This is a genomic window from Anaerolineales bacterium (assembly GCA_003105035.1).
In the GTDB taxonomy this organism is placed as follows: Bacteria; Chloroflexota; Anaerolineae; order Anaerolineales; family UBA4823; genus FEB-25.
The window spans coordinates 166,605-182,581 of record PQAL01000005.1 but is presented as its reverse complement, the minus strand read 5'-3'; the positions used below and the strand labels follow the sequence as shown (position 1 = coordinate 182,581).

Below are 15,977 nucleotides of genomic sequence, written 5' to 3'. Positions count from 1 at the left end.
CGTATGCCGAAGATTACTTGAGATATTTTGCCATATCAACCACGGGGAAGAGTGCTTTCTCGAAATCTTTACCCTGGGTGGTGAGTGGTTTAGTGAGATCAAAGCCAAGCTTGGTGGTGAGGTGTTTACCAACCGGGGTGACTTCACTGGATGGATCCAGACTTGAGCCTGGTTCTCTGGGTAGGATGATCAGGTCGGTGTCACCCTGGAAGCGAGTGGCAAAGGCCCATTCCACTTCCTGCGGGTTGTAGATGTCGATATCCTTATCGACCACAAACACATGCTTACACGAGCGATGACCTGCAAAAGCTGCCTGAATAGCCTTTTTGCCATCATCTTCAGCATGCTTGTCGATCTGGATGATGGCATGCAGCCAGGAACAACCCCCTGGGTTGACGTTCACATCCAGGCACTTGACCACTTCATTCACTTTTTTGAAAATGGTTGGCTCGCGTGGCATGCCCATCAGCAGTTTATGCTCAAGAGCACCAGGTAGCAGGGCATGCCAAAAGGCGTCTTTACGGTGGGTAATCGTTTTGACCTCAAAGATCGGCTCGTCACGGACGATATCGTAGGTCTCGGTAAGGTCAACGAATGGCCCCTCGGTGTGCCGGCGGTCGTTATATACTGTGCCTTCTAGAACGAATTCGACTTCAGTAGGGACGAGCAGGTCGATCGATTTGGCATGCACAAGGTTGAGTGGTTCATGTAAGCATCGAGAAGATAATGCATTGGCGATTTCCAACTCATCCACTCCCAACTCAACCGACGTCGCAGCTGCTATCAGCAACTCGGGTGAGACACCAACACAGACAGCTACATCCAGTGCTCCCGTTTCCTCCAAATATTGGTGAAAATGACGACCGCGGACCACGCGGATAGCCATCTGGGTCTTGGAGATCTGCATGCAGCGGTGGAAGTCAAGATTCTGACCATAACGCGGGTGCCGGGCAATGAACACACCTGAGCTGATATAGTTACCGCCATCCATTGCGCAGTGGCGTAAGATCGGCAAGAGATCAAGGTCTGGTTGATCGGTCACCACCTCCTGGCAGGGAGCCTCATTTACTACCGGACACGGGGAGTGATGCCCAATTGCATCTGCCAGAGTGGGGATGATTTCCTTTACATCGATACCCAGATAGCGGGCAAGCGCAGCTTTTGTGCACAGCAGGTTGCCCATCACCCGAAAAGTACTTTCTTTGACTTTTTCAAATCGTACCGGGCATGGCTCCAGCTGCTTTAGGACACCAGCCATTTCATAGGTTTTAGAAACCGGGCTGCTGAGATTTTGCAACTCACCAGAATCTTCCAGACTTTGAATGTAGGAACGCAAGGTCATAAAACACATTCCAATGCGAGGGATATCAGTGCTTATACCACTAAATGACTTGGTTTTGGAGGATGATTAACGGTAAAGCGAACTTCCAGTGGGAATAGGCACTTTTATCCAGTTCTGGCCACCATCCAGTGTTTGCCAAAGCGAATTGTCCAGCTGGCAAGTAAAGCCTGAGGTGATTTTTGTTCCTGCGCAGGAGCCAACAGAGGTGACTGACCAACCGAGCTCGTCGTCCCGCCAACCTGAAGTCATCGCCCCTGAGGGATAAGTCGTTGGCCGAGAGTGGATTACCGAAGGAACTTCACTGTTCCAGCTGACACCCCCATCCACTGTATTGTAGAGCAAGCCATTGCGTTCATCCTGAAGCCAACCGTCGTTGGGAGTATTGAAGGTCACCTTTTCACCTGCTGGCAAGGCAAACGACTGCCAGGTGAGCCCTCCATCAGTGGTTTTCATCAGGATGCCGTCGCTAAAAATCTGACTGGTCACTTTTGTAAACACGATCCATCCATTAGATGATGAATTGAATTGAAGCTGCAGAGCCTGCCAGTCGCCTTGTTGAAGAGGGAGGTCGAGGTTATGCCAGGTCTTGCCCCAATCAGCAGAATGGTAGAGCTTATATACAGCTTCACTGGCTGTCGAAAGCGACCAGGCTTCACCGGAGGGTAAGAGTGATGCCAGTTGGACAGCTGCGGGGGTGATATCTTCCCAATCGGCGCCACGATTATTCGTAATATACAGGTGGTCGTTTACGACCAACCAACCTTGTTCAGCTGATAGCCAGCCTGTGTCCTTGATATTCTGCGAGGCAATCTCACCCGGATTGGCCAGGGATTTAACAGCCGGCATAGCGATCATACCATCGGCAACATTGATATCGATTGCCAGGGATACCCCTCCCCACGTATTGCTGACGTCTCCAGCATACTGGCGAATACGCTGGTGGTTGGTCCATAAACCTACCAGCCAGGTGATGCCGTTGACAGAAGCATAAGGGTCATATCCGTCGGCGTACCAGGAAGCTGCCCAAACATTCCCGGGGATATGCTCGATGGACGCCCAATCTGCTACATACGAGTTGCGTGCCCCGTAGCCACCGGCCAGGTTGCCCAGCTCGCCCAGGCGTTCAGTCCAGCCATTCATAAAGGCTGCTGCCGCCTGGCGACACGCCAGACTGGCACCACCGAAGGTTTCCATATCATAATAAATCACCGTGCCACCTAAACCATAATTGGTAAGGCCTACTGCTGCTGCGGCAGCTGAGGCAGCATCCGCTTCATGGCGGCCTTCCTGATATGCGATAGCCGGATCTGCATTCATTACATGTTTATAGCCTGAACAAGGCGCTTGAGGTCCCACCCAGGTTGGGATGAAACTCCAACCCTGGGTATGCGCTGATGACACCCAGGCTGCGTCTGCTTTTGAGCAGAAGGATGGAAAGTGGATCCCGCCTAAGTACAACCCAAAGAAGCTGTATGGACTGGCGTTCCACCAGGTTTGCATTTTGGATAAGGAGGGGAGACCACAGGTATCAAACCCTTGCCCCTGGATGACCCCTGCATCGGGGGGCGGCGCGCCGCCAGGATCGGCGGAATGAACTATGGGCAGGTATACCGTTGGGCGGGAGGGGCGGGTGAAGGTGAAGCGCATGGCACTGAAAGAGATTGAAGTGGTGTACTCTGCCTCGCCATTAAAATCTGTCAGGCTTACATGACCATTGCTGCCTGGGAAGAAAAAATACTCCCCCAGGTCAAGCCACTGGTCTGCGATAGGATACTGGCTTACGCTGCGCTGGGATTCACCGTAAAAATGATGGATGGTATACCTTGCTTCGGTAGTATCGTGAGCGATAGGCCATTGGGCAGTATTGCACCATTTGATCGGGGCATGAAAAGCAATATAAGCTTCCACCCGGTAATAACCTGGCTGTGGGATGACCGGGTGCCACTCAGCTGAATTCGTGGAGTGATCACGGTTGTTTGTGTTTAACGTCAGGTAGGCAGTATGGCCGCGGCTGTTAGCAAAAGGATACCAGTGAGTCTGCGGGCAGGTAGTATAGGTTGGATGAAGCTCTGGATCCTCAACAACCACTTCAAGCGCCTGAGCTTTGGGAGCCTGTATAGATGGAAACAGGAATACAGTGAACAACAAGATCATAGCGATTCGCGGGAGGCGTTGTCGGGTCAGATATTTGGCTGGCAGGCGGTTGATTAAGGGCATAAAAGTAACTGTGTAAGGGCGAGATTTGATATAGCTAATATATTCTCTTGTAGTTGCAATAATATGGCCCGTTTACTTCGGAGGGCGAATAAATCCTATAGAATATGCAAAAAATGATACAAAAAGATGAATGATATCAATATATCTTACGCTGTAAATTGATTTGATATATGATAATGCCAGATTTGATTGCAATTGGGTAATAAATTAATTAATGTTTTTGTTGCACAAGAGATTCTACCAATCCTAAGAGAAAAATTACAGAAAAGGTCACAGTTGGATTGAAAGTTGCAACAGGAGGGGTGTTCATCGGGAGGTGGAGTCTTTTGTGTTTTGCCACCACGCATGATTGTATTATCCTTGAACATTTTGGCAGCGTTGGCGTTAGGCAAAGGAGATAGAGATGAGAACAAGATTCAAGAAAGCTATCCAATTGATCACCGTTATTGTCATCGGTATCCTTATGGTGGCGACTGTGGTCGTTTTTGCTCGCAAATCCTCAGAGAAGGTCATGGCGGCTGGGGCAATCCCACCACCTGTGGGCTACCCCAAGCTTAGCCTTTCGTCTAAAGTGGTAAGGCCTGAGGTTGCCTGGCCGGATGGGGCTGTGCTGACTTACAGCCTGACCATCCTCAACACAGGTGCCTATTCTGCCACGGATGTGACCTTGGAGGATGCCATCCCATACAGCACAACTTTCACGGGTTATATCGATACCGATTCGCCAATCACACCCGTATATACGGATGGGATGATCCTGTGGGAGCACGGTGTGGTGGGCTTCGATGATTCGGTCATGATCACCTTCAGTGTGGTTGTTACCGATGGGTTTGATGGAATGATCTCCAATACCGCTGTGATCAGTGACCCGATGATCGCCGAGCCCATTAGCATCATGGCGCAAACGAACGTTACTGACCATCCCGTTTTTGAGATCAGCAAGACCGCCACGCCAGCCTTGCCGGGAAAGAATAAACCGTTGATTTATGAGTTGACTGTCACCAATGTTGGGCAGGATACAGGTGAAGTGCCTGTCCCGATCGTAGTGACAGACCTGGTCCCAGATTACACGGAATTTCTTGAGGCAGGGCGGGATGGCACTCTCGATGGAGATGTGGTCCTTTGGAATCGCAGTGTTGACCTGGAATATAAGGAGACATCAACGTTCACTTTCAGTGTGAACATCACAGGAAGCTCTGTTTCAAGCGGAACAGTAATCGGGAACAATTACTATAATGTGACCTGGATGAATGGGGATGATCCAGACATTAATTACGGAGAACCTTTTTCAACCACGGTGATCGATCCAATCTTTATCCTTTCCAAGAGTGTGGACCCTGATCCACCCGGTTCCAACCGTGAGATGACCTATACCCTGACGGTGCTCAACCTGGGGTCCTTAGCCACTGACCTGGTAATCACGGATACGCTTACACTGCCACCAGGCGTGGAGTACCAACGAGGTGGAGAGTATGAGGATGGCGTCATCAGCTGGACGATAGCACGCCTGGATACACGCCAATCGGCCCAGGTGAGCTTCACCGTGTCTATTGGAGATATTGCAGACCTGCCGCTCTTGAACAGTGATTATCAGGTGTGCAGTGCAGAAGGTGTGTGCGCAGAAGGCATCCCGGTGAACAGCCTGATCGTTGGGCCGACCTTTGAAGCCATGGCGAGCGTGTATCCACTTGCCAAAGGAGCGGGAGGTGGCGACAAAATTGTCACACCAACCTTGACAATCGAAAACCTGGGCCCTGGAAATGCCTTTGATGCAACCGCCTTGCTGACATTTGGGAATATCAGTATCAATAAAGTTAGTGATTTATCGGTGACACCTCCAGTGGGTACTATTGAGAAAGGCCCAACCTGCACACTTTATGAGCACTGCCGGAGTTACGTTTGGATGGGAGACCTGATGGTTGGTGATATGATCACCATTACCACGCCCATCCCGCAAAGCACCATTGTGGGTGAGCAAGGAAACGCTTACACCGCTACAGTGGTGGTTACCGATACCTTGGGTGATTACGTCACCGAGCCGGTCACCGGCACAGCGGTCGGTAACATCACCCATTTTTCCAACCTGATTCCAACGAAATCAGCTCCGGCCGAGATTGGTCCTGGGCAAACAATGACCTATACTATCCAGGTGTGGAACAGTGCTTACACGACAGAGCTGACTCCGCCACCCATAATCACCGATACCGTTCCACCTAGCGTTACTTTGATCGAGAAGAGCATCAGTAATGGCGGAACCTCTGAGATCATAGGTGACAATACCGTCGTAGAATGGGTGTTGGAGGAGGGCTTACACACGGGAGAGTCAATCGACCTTTCTTACGCTGTGGATGTTGACCCAGACCTGGTGAGTGGGACGCTGATCGTCAACGATTATTACCAGGCCAGCTGGTACGAGACGAATATAACCGGGACAATGACCAACATCGGTGAGCCAGTCACGACCACTGTGCACGAAGTTGGGTTGGTTGACTCGTTCAAGACGGTTACCCCAGAGTGGGCTCTGCCTGGAAGCGGCACGGTGCTCACCTACACTGTGCACGTTGTCAACTCAGGGCCGTATGACCTGAATGATGTCAAAGTTACCGATATCTTCCCCTGGGAGCATGCCACTTACCAGCGGAATGCCGTGGCAAGCGCGGGGACACTGGAAAGTGATATCGTCAGCCTGGTATGGACGGGCGATGTAGCGCACGGGGACGAGCAGCTCATCACCTTTACGGTGAAGGTGGATGATTTCTTCGAAGGCGTGCTGACCAATACGGCAACCATCACCCATGAATCACTCCTACAAGATAAGGTAGTGACAGCGGTGGCCTACATCACTGATGAACCGGTGCTGCGAATCTCTAAGATCGCCACGCCAGACCCGGTTGCGGTGGGTGCTAACCTGCTATACCAGATCCAAGTGACTAACCTTGGGCAGATGGCAACCTTGTTGGAAATTAACGACAGCATACCCGCGAATACAGAGTACGTTGAAGGGAGTGCCAGCTCAGGCTGGCAGCCCGTAGATGGTGCGGTCAAATGGATACTTCCGGTTCTAGACACGGGTGAAAGCGCAAAAGTGACCTTCCAAGTTACAGTGACCGGTGGTCGATCGATCAGTAATGATGATTATTCAGTGAGCTGTGACGAAGGTGTAGTTGCGTATGGTACGCCAGTTGTTACCCGTGTGAAATTTACTGGTAGCGAATTTTTCTTGCCGATCACAGCGAAGTAAGACAAAATCCTTTCTTACACCCCGGTCTACAACCCGGGGTGTTTTTTTTGGGGCCTGCGGGCATGAAATTCCGTGGTTTTGGGGATGACTTTGACATGCAGTATAACCCTGCTATAATTCGCACATTCGGATGAGCTCGATCGAAGTTTGGTAGTAATGCCAACCTGCCGCCTGCACTACCAGCGAGTTATCCCTGTGGTGAGACATGGGAAGTCGCTAGAGGTGGGCAAGATTAATAAAAATCGCTCTAGGAGGAAAAAGCATGATCTCTGTTGAATTGTTGAGAAGGTATCCATTTTTCGGCAAGCTGGGGCATGAACAATTAAAAACTCTGGCGATGATTGCTGAAGAAATTGAGCTGAAGGATGGCCAGGTGGTCATCGAGGAGGGGAAGACAGCCGACAGCCTGTATTTCCTGGTGGAGGGCAGCGTGGCGCTGTACCACCCGGTGGGGAGTGCCCACGCCCCAGACAAGACAAGCGAGGTAGTTGTATGTGAGATAAACCCGGGAGAACCTTTCAGCATCTCAGCCTTGATCGAGCCTAATGTGCTTACATCCACAGCACGCAGCAGCGGTGCCAGCCGGGTGATCCGCTTTAAAGTGGAAGACTTGAAGGCAGCCTTCGCGCAGGACCCACGGCTGGAGTGCATGATGGTGCGCTGTGTGGCTGAAGCCGCCATGGGTCGGTTGAACTCCACGCGCGTTCAGCTTGCAGCTGCCTACGCCTAAGTAATTTTTACATTGAGCAAGATTATCAACAGCTCGACCGGGAGGTAGAGCCGGTTTTCGATTCAAGGGGAATTGTTTTGTAAAAAAAACAAAAGCAAACAATTCATGAGGCATAGAGCGGATTACCACATTGGCATTTGGATGGTGGGGGAGAACCCGGATTCATTTAGCGCCCTTCTTGAAATGTCAGCAATTGCGAGTATTAATGGATATATTATAGCACAAACGTTCTAGTCCACAAGAGGTTTAGCAAAGAAACGGAATATTTTAAGGTTCGTGATCTTAGCGAATGGTAACCTGCTTTGTCATGAGAAGACTGTCCATAGGCCATCTCAACCAGCAGGATCGAAAGACGTGAAAACTTATCGATTATCGGCAACAAAAAACAGCTCCAACCAGGGAGCTGTTTTTTTGAGTTTGGTGGGCCCAGTAGGGATCGAACCTACGGCCAAACGGTTATGAGCCGTCCGCTCTGCCGCTGAGCTATGGGCCCATGTTAAGGTGCAGCCTGCCCCAGGGGGAATTAACACAACTGGTAATGGGGTTGGTAGGTGTAGGCATCCGCCTGGACGCCTGAGATCACCTAACCGTGACCTGGGACAAGTTATAAAAGAGGTCTATATTCTAACATGAACACAGGGTGGGTAAAGATTTCATGAATTATCCCATTTTATAATAAAACATCTTGGTGATTGAATTACATATCGATTGACGCACTCTCGGATCCAGGTTTTGACTGGAAAAACTGTGGAGTGCGGTCCCATTGTATAATGATGTAGCTGCCTGATTATTTTATTCGTCTATCATAAGGGATGATCAGAGTGGAGAAATATAAGAATTTCTGGCCGCTCCGCTTGATGCGAGGCTTGTTGGAGTGGATCACTGGCAATCCATGGCGATATTTTCCATTGATCTTTCTGCTTTCCTTAACAATACGCATCCACCAGCTAAACGACCTAACCCGAGAATACCCCGATTATCTGGCGCCCACCAGCGAGAGTGAGAGAGGAGCGATTGCCATCTCACTGCTGCGGACCGGGGAATTTGCCAATCCTTATGCCATCCCTACGGGTCCCACAGCGCATCTACCACCTCTCGTCCCCTTGATCGAGAGCCTGATCTATCGAATCTTCGGGCTGACCTCCCAGGCAGGCTCTGTGAGCGCTTTATTCATTCTGTTCACTGCCTCTGTCTTATATGGGTTGCTCCCCTGGTTCTCTGAGCGGCTTGGCACAGGAGGTGTCGCAGGCATGATCGGCGGGCTGATCGGCGCGTTTGGTGGGTTGGAAAAAACGATCGCGGCGAAATTGCCCGGACATGGGGAATATTTAACCGGGATCATCCTGGGGTTGCTGATGGTGGCTTTCTTACGAAGATGGAAGGGACAAAATGAGCATTGGCTTCGTTCTCTTCTACTTGGGCTAGGCATTGGACTCGCCTTACATCTACAGCCAGCATTGCTGCCGGTGATCCTGGGATTTATGGTGTTCGAACTGGTGTGGCTCAAGAACCCAGGTAAATGGGTGAGGGTTGGTGTATTAACGATCGGGGTAGTCATGGCGTGCTTGCCCTGGGGGATAAGGAACTATCAGGTTTTCCACGAAGTGTTTTTTATCCGCAGCAACCTGGGGCTTGAACTGCGCATGGGGAATAACGATAAGGCGCTACCTACGTTTGCGGAGATGGATGCCATCCGTTTTCCCTATCTACACCCGCGGGCGAGCTTTCAGGAAGCCCAAAGACTACTTGAATTAGGCGAAATGGAATATATGCACCAGGCGAGGGATGAAGCGCTGACATGGATCAAGGCCCATCCAGCGAGATTCCTCTGGCTTACAGGCCAACGGTTTATCAACCTATGGATCGGACCACCTTACTGGATGAAATATTTCCTGGATGTCTTTAAGCTGACGGTTTTGGCACTCATTGGGGCATGCCTGGCACTTCCAAGGATAAGAATCCCACAGCGAGCAGCTTTATTGATTCCATTAGCTACCTACCCGTTGATCTATTATATTCTCGCCTATGAGCCGCGCTACCGCATACCAATCGATTGGATTGTATATACCCTGACAGGGGTGGTGGTATGGATGTTAATCGGCGGGTCGCTGGGTAGCGCAATCAAAGAAGGTCAAGCACCAATAAATCTAACAGCATGTCAATAAAGACGATTAACTGGAAATGATATGCCAGCAACAGGTTGCGGCCCCCATCTAACCTGTTTGGGGTATCAAGATGCAAGCGAAAGAGAGTCCTGATGAAGGATGTAATCTGGGCAACTCCCCTATATGAGTTCTTGAGACAATGTAATGCGAGTTCGCTGAGTAAAACCGTACTCGATTGTGGAGCAGGTGGATCGGAACCGCCACTCTCCCTCTTCTATCAATACGGCTATCAGACTTTCGGCATCGAAATCGCAGAGAAGCCCATAGAAGACGCGCAAAGATTTAGTGCAGAGAACAACATGCCACTGGGTATCATCCGTGGGGATATGCGCAGCATCCCATTCCCAAGTGCCGAGTTCAGTTTCATCTACTCCTTCAATGCCATCGATTTCATGACCAAACCAGATATCGCCATCGCGATGAGCGAGATCACGAGAGTGCTAAAGAGAAATGGATTGTGCTACGTGAATTTTATCTCGGTGGATGACGCTGAAACCTGGGAGCCTTTTTGCAAGACATCACCGGCACTTGAATTATTGAAAAGCGAAGCATTTGCGCATTTTGAGGATGATGAGGCGGATATCTATTTTGAGCCATACGTGATCGTCCGGAAGGAGAAGCGTATTCAGGATAAGCTTTGGGAAGGTAAGCTGCGAAGACGAGCAGAGATTGAGTATATTGCTAGAAAAATGTGAGCAACAGGTTGGGCTGCGTATCGTGATTCTTTATCCGATACCCACCTGAGCAAGGAGACCACCCTAAACTGCCTCACCCGAGCCCTTAGGGCGCTCGTAGACGTTCGGCCCTAGAGGGCTTGTGCTTTCTACTCCGGTTGCTAATCCAACTTGCTACTTGTTATCCCGCTTAAAATAAACCCCATTGCTTTTGAGTGTAGCAAAGGCAAATACTTCTGGTGCACATCAGGAGCACTAAGGGCTTGTATCTCTCTTGTTCCAAGAGTATTAGCTTTCGGTGTATCTGTGGCTAGTGTTGCTGCGGTTTCTGTTTAGAGCGGGCGACGGGATTCGGACCCGCGAATATCAGCTTGGAAGGCTGATGCCTTACCACTTGGCCACGCCCGCGTTTTAGCGGCATAATTTTATCATAGATTACACAACCACAATCCCGTTGGAAGCTCATCACGGGCTTGATCATGATCGAGGATATAGGATTTGCTTGGATCTGCCCTGGGGATGAGAATTGTTGTAGCCTGTTTTAGATCAGAATGGGGTGTGAAGGATGCATAGAACTCTAGATCGCATGGAAGGGTGATGCCTGACCGATTGACCGCGACTGGATCAGCGCATAAGCTTTTACCGTGCCATCAATCCCTGCTTGAGGACGATGATTCGATGCGCCAAAAACCTTGACTACGATTGGCTGTCAGCTGTTAAACAACAGCTGAGCTCAGCTTATGTTTCAGGGCAGCATTCTGGCACTTGCGGTTTGAACTTTGTGCGTAATCTAGCATAAAAAAGGTGTAGCTGTTCAGGTTTAGCAATTCCTCCAATGTATGCACCAAAAAGGACGAGCAACCCACCGAGCAATAACGAAAGTGTTATGCTCTCGTGAGCTAGCCAGGTACCCACGGTGATGGTGACGATCGGCATGAGCACGAATAAGTATGAGCTAGCCGAAGCCGTCCAGTGTTGGATGACATAGAGGATGAGGATGAATGTGATCACCGAACCAAAAATTATGAGATACACAAAAGACGCCCAGGTGGCTAGTAGGGTGGGTAAAACAAGCTTTTCTCCCCAGATAGCTGAAAAGATAAGCAGCAAGATCGAACCTACCAGGAGCGATACGGCGCTGGTTGTGACGGGATGGGCCTGGGGATAATTCTTGATGATGACGGTTGATTCAGCGAAACAGGCCGCGGCAAGGATCACTGCCAGGATAGGGAGCAAGGCTGTATGTGTGCTCAGCTGATTGAAGGTTATGATCAAAATTCCAGCCAGGGCGAGCAGCGAGCCGATAGGCACTTTCCAACGGAAAGCCTCCTGGCGATGTGCCCAGGCAAACAGAAAGGTTAGGAGAGGGGTGAGAGCCAGGATGGTGACTGACAATCCTGCTGGGAGGTATTCCAATGCCCAGTAGAGGAATGCATAGTTGAAACCTGTACCTAATATCCCGTAAATAATCACCCCGAATAAGCTGCGCCCGCGGGGCAGCGGCAAACGCCTGGCCAGGACAATACCAAAAAGAATAACTGAAGCCAGAAAAAATCGAGCACCAGCTCCAAAAAACGGGGGTAGCTCAGCATTACTAAACCGAACTGCAATCCCGTTAATGCCGGCGAAAAATACAGCTAATAAAAATGCCACAAGGGTGCGCCGATCGGGTGATTTATTGGACATAGCCTGCTCCTTCGAGCATGAGAAGTTTTATGTTGATGTATAAATGTAAAAACCTAATTACCCCATGGTATTACGATAAAACAGACCTTAATTATACCATATTATTATTGGACTTGGAATTCAAATATGACTCAATCTCACCTAACAACACCACCGATATCTCTAATAAATTGATGATAAATATATATTGATTAATATAACCCACCTGACTGCGTAGAAAGGAAATGTCAAAGCGGGATTAAATCCGCGTTGAATAGTTGATGGAAGATGGGGATACCGGATTCTTACCTGGATAGGCAAGACGTACTGACCTGATTTATCTCAATATGCGGAATAAGTTGCTGTAGTCGTCCGTCCAGAGGGGAACGTCGGTGGTGTAGCCATCCAGGGGGAAGGTGCGACCTGTGAAGGCAGGGTTCTGGAAGTACCCCGGCGAGGGGGGATGAGTGATCGTAGTGAAGAGTTAATTGACTAATGAGGTCCCTATCTAATTGATTTACCAGACCTACACCAAGCTGCTTACTGCCCTGGCAATAAGCTCGACTGCCTCGTGGATCGTCTCGATGGAGCAGGAATAGGTCAAGCGGAGGTAGCCTTCTCCGTAGCTACCAAAATCCGAGCCGGCCAGGGCGGCTACACCGGCATGCTCAAGCAGGTGGTTGGCCAGCTCAGATGAGGACTTGCCCAAAGCTTTAATGTTTGGAAAGACATAAAAAGCACCCTGCGGGCGCCGGCAGATGATGCCGGGGATACGGTTCAAGCCATCCACGAGGAGATCGCGCCGCAGCTGATATTGGCTGAGCATGGCGTTCACTTCATCCTGAGGGCCGGAGAGTGCGGCAATACCTGCCAGTTGAGTAAACTGAGCGGTGCAGCCCACTGAATGGGTGAGCAATAGCTGAACTGCCTGGGCGAGCTCCTTTGGCATGATGCCGTAGCCCAGGCGCCAGCCAGTCATGGCGTATGTCTTTGAAAAGCCATCGACAATTATGGTACGCGACTGCATACCGGGCAGGCTGGCGATGGACGGAGCGTCCAAGCCATCATACACCAGGCGCATGTAAATCTCATCAGATATCACCCAGAAGTCGTGCTGCTCGGCTGCCCGGGCGATCTCCTGAAGGTCGGAAAGCGGCATCACCCCGCCTGTGGGGTTGGCGGGTGAGTTCAGGATGACCAGCCTGGTGCGTGGGCTTAATAGTTTATGGAAAGCTGCCAGGTCGAATGAGAAGTTATTCCCCTCCAGCAAGGGCACGGGGATGGGCACGCCACCGGCAACTTTGATCATGGCTTCGTACGTCGGGAAGCCGGGGTTGGGATAGAGCACCTCATCACCCGGCTCAATGAGAGCAAGGGTGGGGAAGAAGAGATTGGGCTTGGCACCCGGGCTGACGACTACCTGGTCTGGGTGGATATGGAGATTATGCCGCCGACCAGCATCTTCGGCGATCACCTCACGGAGAGCTTTCATCCCGGCAGGAGGGGTATAGCGGGTCTGTCCTGCGTCGATGGCGAGCTTGCCTGCCAGCCGGATGTGATCAAAGGTCTCAAAATCCGGCTGGCCGATCTCCAGGTGGATGATTCTCTTCCCCTGGGCTTCAAGCTCCTGGGCACGCGCCAGCACCTGGTAAGCGCCTTCAGGCTTCAAGTGGGTGGTGCGGGAGGCGAATCTACCCGCACTTCCATTGGTACCGCCAGAAGCAGGGTTAACTACCATACCGCTGGCATTGCCATTGGCTGCGCCATAGGCTTCGCTCATAACATGCCCATCAGCTCGTCGTACTCCTCATCCTTCATATTGAACCAGTTTTCGGGTTGGGGGAAGGTCTTGTCGGAAACTTCTGATACGTACTGCTTGAGGCCGTTCAAGATCACCTCGCCAGCGTTACCAAAAACCTTGGCCATGCGCGGTTTGAAACGTGGGTAGAGGCCGAACATATCGTGGTAGATTAACAGCTGCCCGTGCGCATCGGGACCGGAGCCTAAGCTGAGGATGATGCAGTTCTCCGCCCGCTCAGTGATGATCTTGCATATCCGGTCGGGGACCATCTCAAGCAGGATGGCAAAGGCACCAGCTTGCTCGAGTGCTTTGGCGGAATCGATGATCTTCTTGGCTGACTTGGCGGCCTTTCCCTGCACTTTATGACCACCCAAGGCAGAGGCGCTCTGAGGGGTGAGACCGAGGTGGCCAATGGCTGGAATGCCCGAATTGACAATGCCGCGAATACGATCGGCCATCTCGAAACCGCCCTCTAGCTTGATGGAATCACAGCCTGCTTCGGCCATAAACCGGCCGGCATTACGGATGGCGGTTTCAACACTGGGCTGGTAGCTCATGTATGGCATATCGCCGACGATGAACACACTGGGGGCACCGCGTCGCACGGCGGCTGAGTGCCGAATCATGTCATCCATGGTAGCGGGTAAGGTAGTCTCATAGCCCAGCATGGTCATGGCGAGGCTGTCGCCAACCAGGAGCATGTCCAGGCCCGCCTGTTCCATTAAGTAGGCAGTCGGGTAATCATAGCAGGTAAGCCAGGTGATCGGCTCGTGGTTGGCCACCTTGTCGAATAAATAAGGCAGGGTTACTTTTTTTCGATCGGTCATTAGATTCCTCCGTTCAAAGTTGTCTCAGGATGGATGAGCTAATTATATGCGGATGGCACGGTGCTGTAAAATCCAATCGGCAGTTGGATCCATAAGTGCCGGTGAACCAAGATGGCCGCCCTTCCCAGATAGTCTTGCCATGAGTTACAATTCAAAGTCAAGCTTAATGAAATTTTTTGTTTTATACCTTGGATCAGGATACTAGGATGCATACTGAATCGGTTGCTCAATGGCAGCACACTCACGTCTTTGACCAGGACAAGGTCCGTTCTGGAGAGAAGCGTTCGTTAGTCGTGATCATCATCACTGCATTGATGATGGTCGTGGAAATTGCGGCCGGCTTATTATTTGGATCGATGGCGTTATTTGCGGATGGGATCCACATGGGCTCGCACATGGTTGGTTTAGGGATCACCTTTGGGGCATATATCTACGCCCGCAGGCGAGCAAGAAGCCAGTTGTTTAGCTTTGGGACGGGAAAAGTGAACGCCCTGGCTGGCTACTCGAGCGCACTGTTCCTGATCGTCATTGCCCTATACATGGGATACGAGAGCATACTCAGGTTTATTAACCCGGTAAAGATTGAATATAACCAGGCTATTCTGGTGGCGGTGATTGGCCTGGTGGTTAACGGCATCAGCATGGTCATCCTGGGTGAGCACGGTCACACGCATGGGCATGAAGAAGAACATGAACACCAGCATGAAGAGGAACATGGGCACCCGCATGAAGAAGAACATGGGCATCATGCCCATTACCATGGAGCGGACCACAACCTCAAGGCTGCCTACCTGCACGTGCTTACGGATGCAATGACATCCGTCCTGGCAATCGTGGCGCTACTGGGAGCCAAGTATCTGAAGTTAACCTGGATGGATCCGCTGATGGGCGTGGTCGGGGCTATCCTGGTGGTCCGCTGGTCGATCGGATTGATCCGAGTAACATTCAAGGTCTTGCTGGATTACCAGATTCCCATCGAAGTCCAACGAAAGATCGTCACCAGCCTGGAGAGCTACAAGGATACCCGGGTAAGCGACCTGCATATCTGGTCGATAGGCCCGGGGATATACTCGTCGGCAATCGGTGTGGTAACGAAATATCCGGAGAGCCCCGATACCTATAAAGCCTTGATTCCCAAAGATACTGGGGTTGTGCATGCCACGATGGAAGTACACATGTGTATGGATTGAGGGGATGACGGGTTCGTTTTTTCGAATGGTAAGCCAATAGAAACAGATACAGGGGTTGCTCAAAAGTCAGTGGAGCAACCCCTTCGATTTAAATAAATCCAGGCGCAAGCCTTGCATCATTACAA

At 50.9% G+C, this 15,977-nt stretch carries 10 protein-coding genes and 2 tRNA genes; 5 read left to right on the top strand and 7 right to left on the bottom strand.

Annotated features, from left to right (window positions below; translation table 11 throughout):
* Nucleotides 1-13: 13 nt before the first annotated feature.
* Complete coding sequence (locus tag C3F13_03745; GenBank protein ID PWB55792.1) at nt 14-1,351, bottom strand: UbiD family decarboxylase; 1,338 nt, start codon at nt 1,349-1,351, stop codon at nt 14-16.
* 57 nt (nt 1,352-1,408) lie between these two features.
* Nucleotides 1,409-3,559 (bottom strand): hypothetical protein, encoded by a 2,151-nt coding sequence (locus tag C3F13_03740; GenBank protein ID PWB55791.1) that lies wholly within the window; start codon nt 3,557-3,559, stop codon nt 1,409-1,411.
* Between the two features lie 403 nt (nt 3,560-3,962).
* On the opposite strand from C3F13_03740, the gene C3F13_03735 reads away from it, so the two are divergent.
* Nucleotides 3,963-6,800: a hypothetical protein gene (locus C3F13_03735; protein ID PWB55790.1), complete on the top strand. Its 2,838-nt coding sequence runs from the start codon at nt 3,963-3,965 to the stop codon at nt 6,798-6,800.
* 262 nt (nt 6,801-7,062) lie between these two features.
* Nucleotides 7,063-7,530 (top strand): hypothetical protein, encoded by a 468-nt coding sequence (locus C3F13_03730; GenBank protein PWB55789.1) that lies wholly within the window; start codon nt 7,063-7,065, stop codon nt 7,528-7,530.
* Nucleotides 7,531-7,948: 418 nt separating this feature from the next.
* Here the strand turns inward: C3F13_03730 and C3F13_03725 are convergent.
* Nucleotides 7,949-8,023 (bottom strand) — tRNA-Met (locus C3F13_03725).
* A gap of 364 nt (nt 8,024-8,387) precedes the next feature.
* Here C3F13_03725 and C3F13_03720 point away from each other — a divergent pair.
* Together C3F13_03720 and C3F13_03715 are read left to right on the top strand one after the other, a co-directional pair.
* Nucleotides 8,388-9,695 (top strand): hypothetical protein, encoded by a 1,308-nt coding sequence (locus C3F13_03720; GenBank protein ID PWB55788.1) that lies wholly within the window; start codon nt 8,388-8,390, stop codon nt 9,693-9,695.
* A 92-nt stretch (nt 9,696-9,787) separates the two neighbouring features.
* Nucleotides 9,788-10,390, top strand: coding sequence for an SAM-dependent methyltransferase (locus C3F13_03715; GenBank protein ID PWB55787.1), 603 nt, complete (start codon nt 9,788-9,790; stop codon nt 10,388-10,390).
* 312 nt (nt 10,391-10,702) lie between these two features.
* Here C3F13_03715 and C3F13_03710 read toward each other — a convergent pair.
* The 4 genes from C3F13_03710 to panB all read right to left on the bottom strand — a co-directional run bounded on the left by C3F13_03710 (nt 10,703) and on the right by panB (nt 14,662).
* A tRNA-Gly gene (locus C3F13_03710) sits at nt 10,703-10,777 on the bottom strand.
* A 330-nt stretch (nt 10,778-11,107) separates the two neighbouring features.
* Nucleotides 11,108-12,055, bottom strand: coding sequence for an EamA family transporter (locus C3F13_03705; GenBank protein PWB55786.1), 948 nt, complete (start codon nt 12,053-12,055; stop codon nt 11,108-11,110).
* A gap of 505 nt (nt 12,056-12,560) precedes the next feature.
* On the bottom strand, nt 12,561-13,772 hold the full coding sequence (locus tag C3F13_03700) for an aspartate aminotransferase (GenBank protein ID PWB55858.1): 1,212 nt from the start codon (nt 13,770-13,772) through the stop codon (nt 12,561-12,563).
* 38 nt (nt 13,773-13,810) lie between these two features.
* Nucleotides 13,811-14,662, bottom strand: coding sequence for a 3-methyl-2-oxobutanoate hydroxymethyltransferase (gene panB / locus C3F13_03695; protein ID PWB55785.1), 852 nt, complete (start codon nt 14,660-14,662; stop codon nt 13,811-13,813).
* Nucleotides 14,663-14,868: 206 nt separating this feature from the next.
* Between panB and C3F13_03690 the strand changes: the two genes are divergently transcribed.
* On the top strand, nt 14,869-15,852 hold the full coding sequence (locus tag C3F13_03690) for a cation transporter (GenBank protein ID PWB55784.1): 984 nt from the start codon (nt 14,869-14,871) through the stop codon (nt 15,850-15,852).
* The last annotated feature ends 125 nt before the right edge of the window (nt 15,853-15,977 follow it).

What these genes read in the sequence shown, in the direction of transcription:
- C3F13_03690 (PWB55784.1), top strand. Translation starts at nt 14,869, where the DNA reads ATGCATACTGAATCGGTTGCTCAATGGCAGCACACTCACGTCTTTGAC.
- C3F13_03715 (PWB55787.1), top strand. Translation starts at nt 9,788, where the DNA reads ATGAAGGATGTAATCTGGGCAACTCCCCTATATGAGTTCTTGAGACAA.
- C3F13_03730 (PWB55789.1), top strand. Translation starts at nt 7,063, where the DNA reads ATGATCTCTGTTGAATTGTTGAGAAGGTATCCATTTTTCGGCAAGCTG.
- C3F13_03745 (PWB55792.1), bottom strand. Translation starts at nt 1,351, where the DNA reads ATGTGTTTTATGACCTTGCGTTCCTACATTCAAAGTCTGGAAGATTCT.
- C3F13_03720 (PWB55788.1), top strand. Translation starts at nt 8,388, where the DNA reads ATGCGAGGCTTGTTGGAGTGGATCACTGGCAATCCATGGCGATATTTT.
- C3F13_03700 (PWB55858.1), bottom strand. Translation starts at nt 13,772, where the DNA reads ATGGTAGTTAACCCTGCTTCTGGCGGTACCAATGGAAGTGCGGGTAGA.
- C3F13_03705 (PWB55786.1), bottom strand. Translation starts at nt 12,055, where the DNA reads ATGTCCAATAAATCACCCGATCGGCGCACCCTTGTGGCATTTTTATTA.
- C3F13_03735 (PWB55790.1), top strand. Translation starts at nt 3,963, where the DNA reads ATGAGAACAAGATTCAAGAAAGCTATCCAATTGATCACCGTTATTGTC.
- panB (PWB55785.1), bottom strand. Translation starts at nt 14,662, where the DNA reads ATGACCGATCGAAAAAAAGTAACCCTGCCTTATTTATTCGACAAGGTG.
- C3F13_03740 (PWB55791.1), bottom strand. Translation starts at nt 3,559, where the DNA reads ATGCCCTTAATCAACCGCCTGCCAGCCAAATATCTGACCCGACAACGC.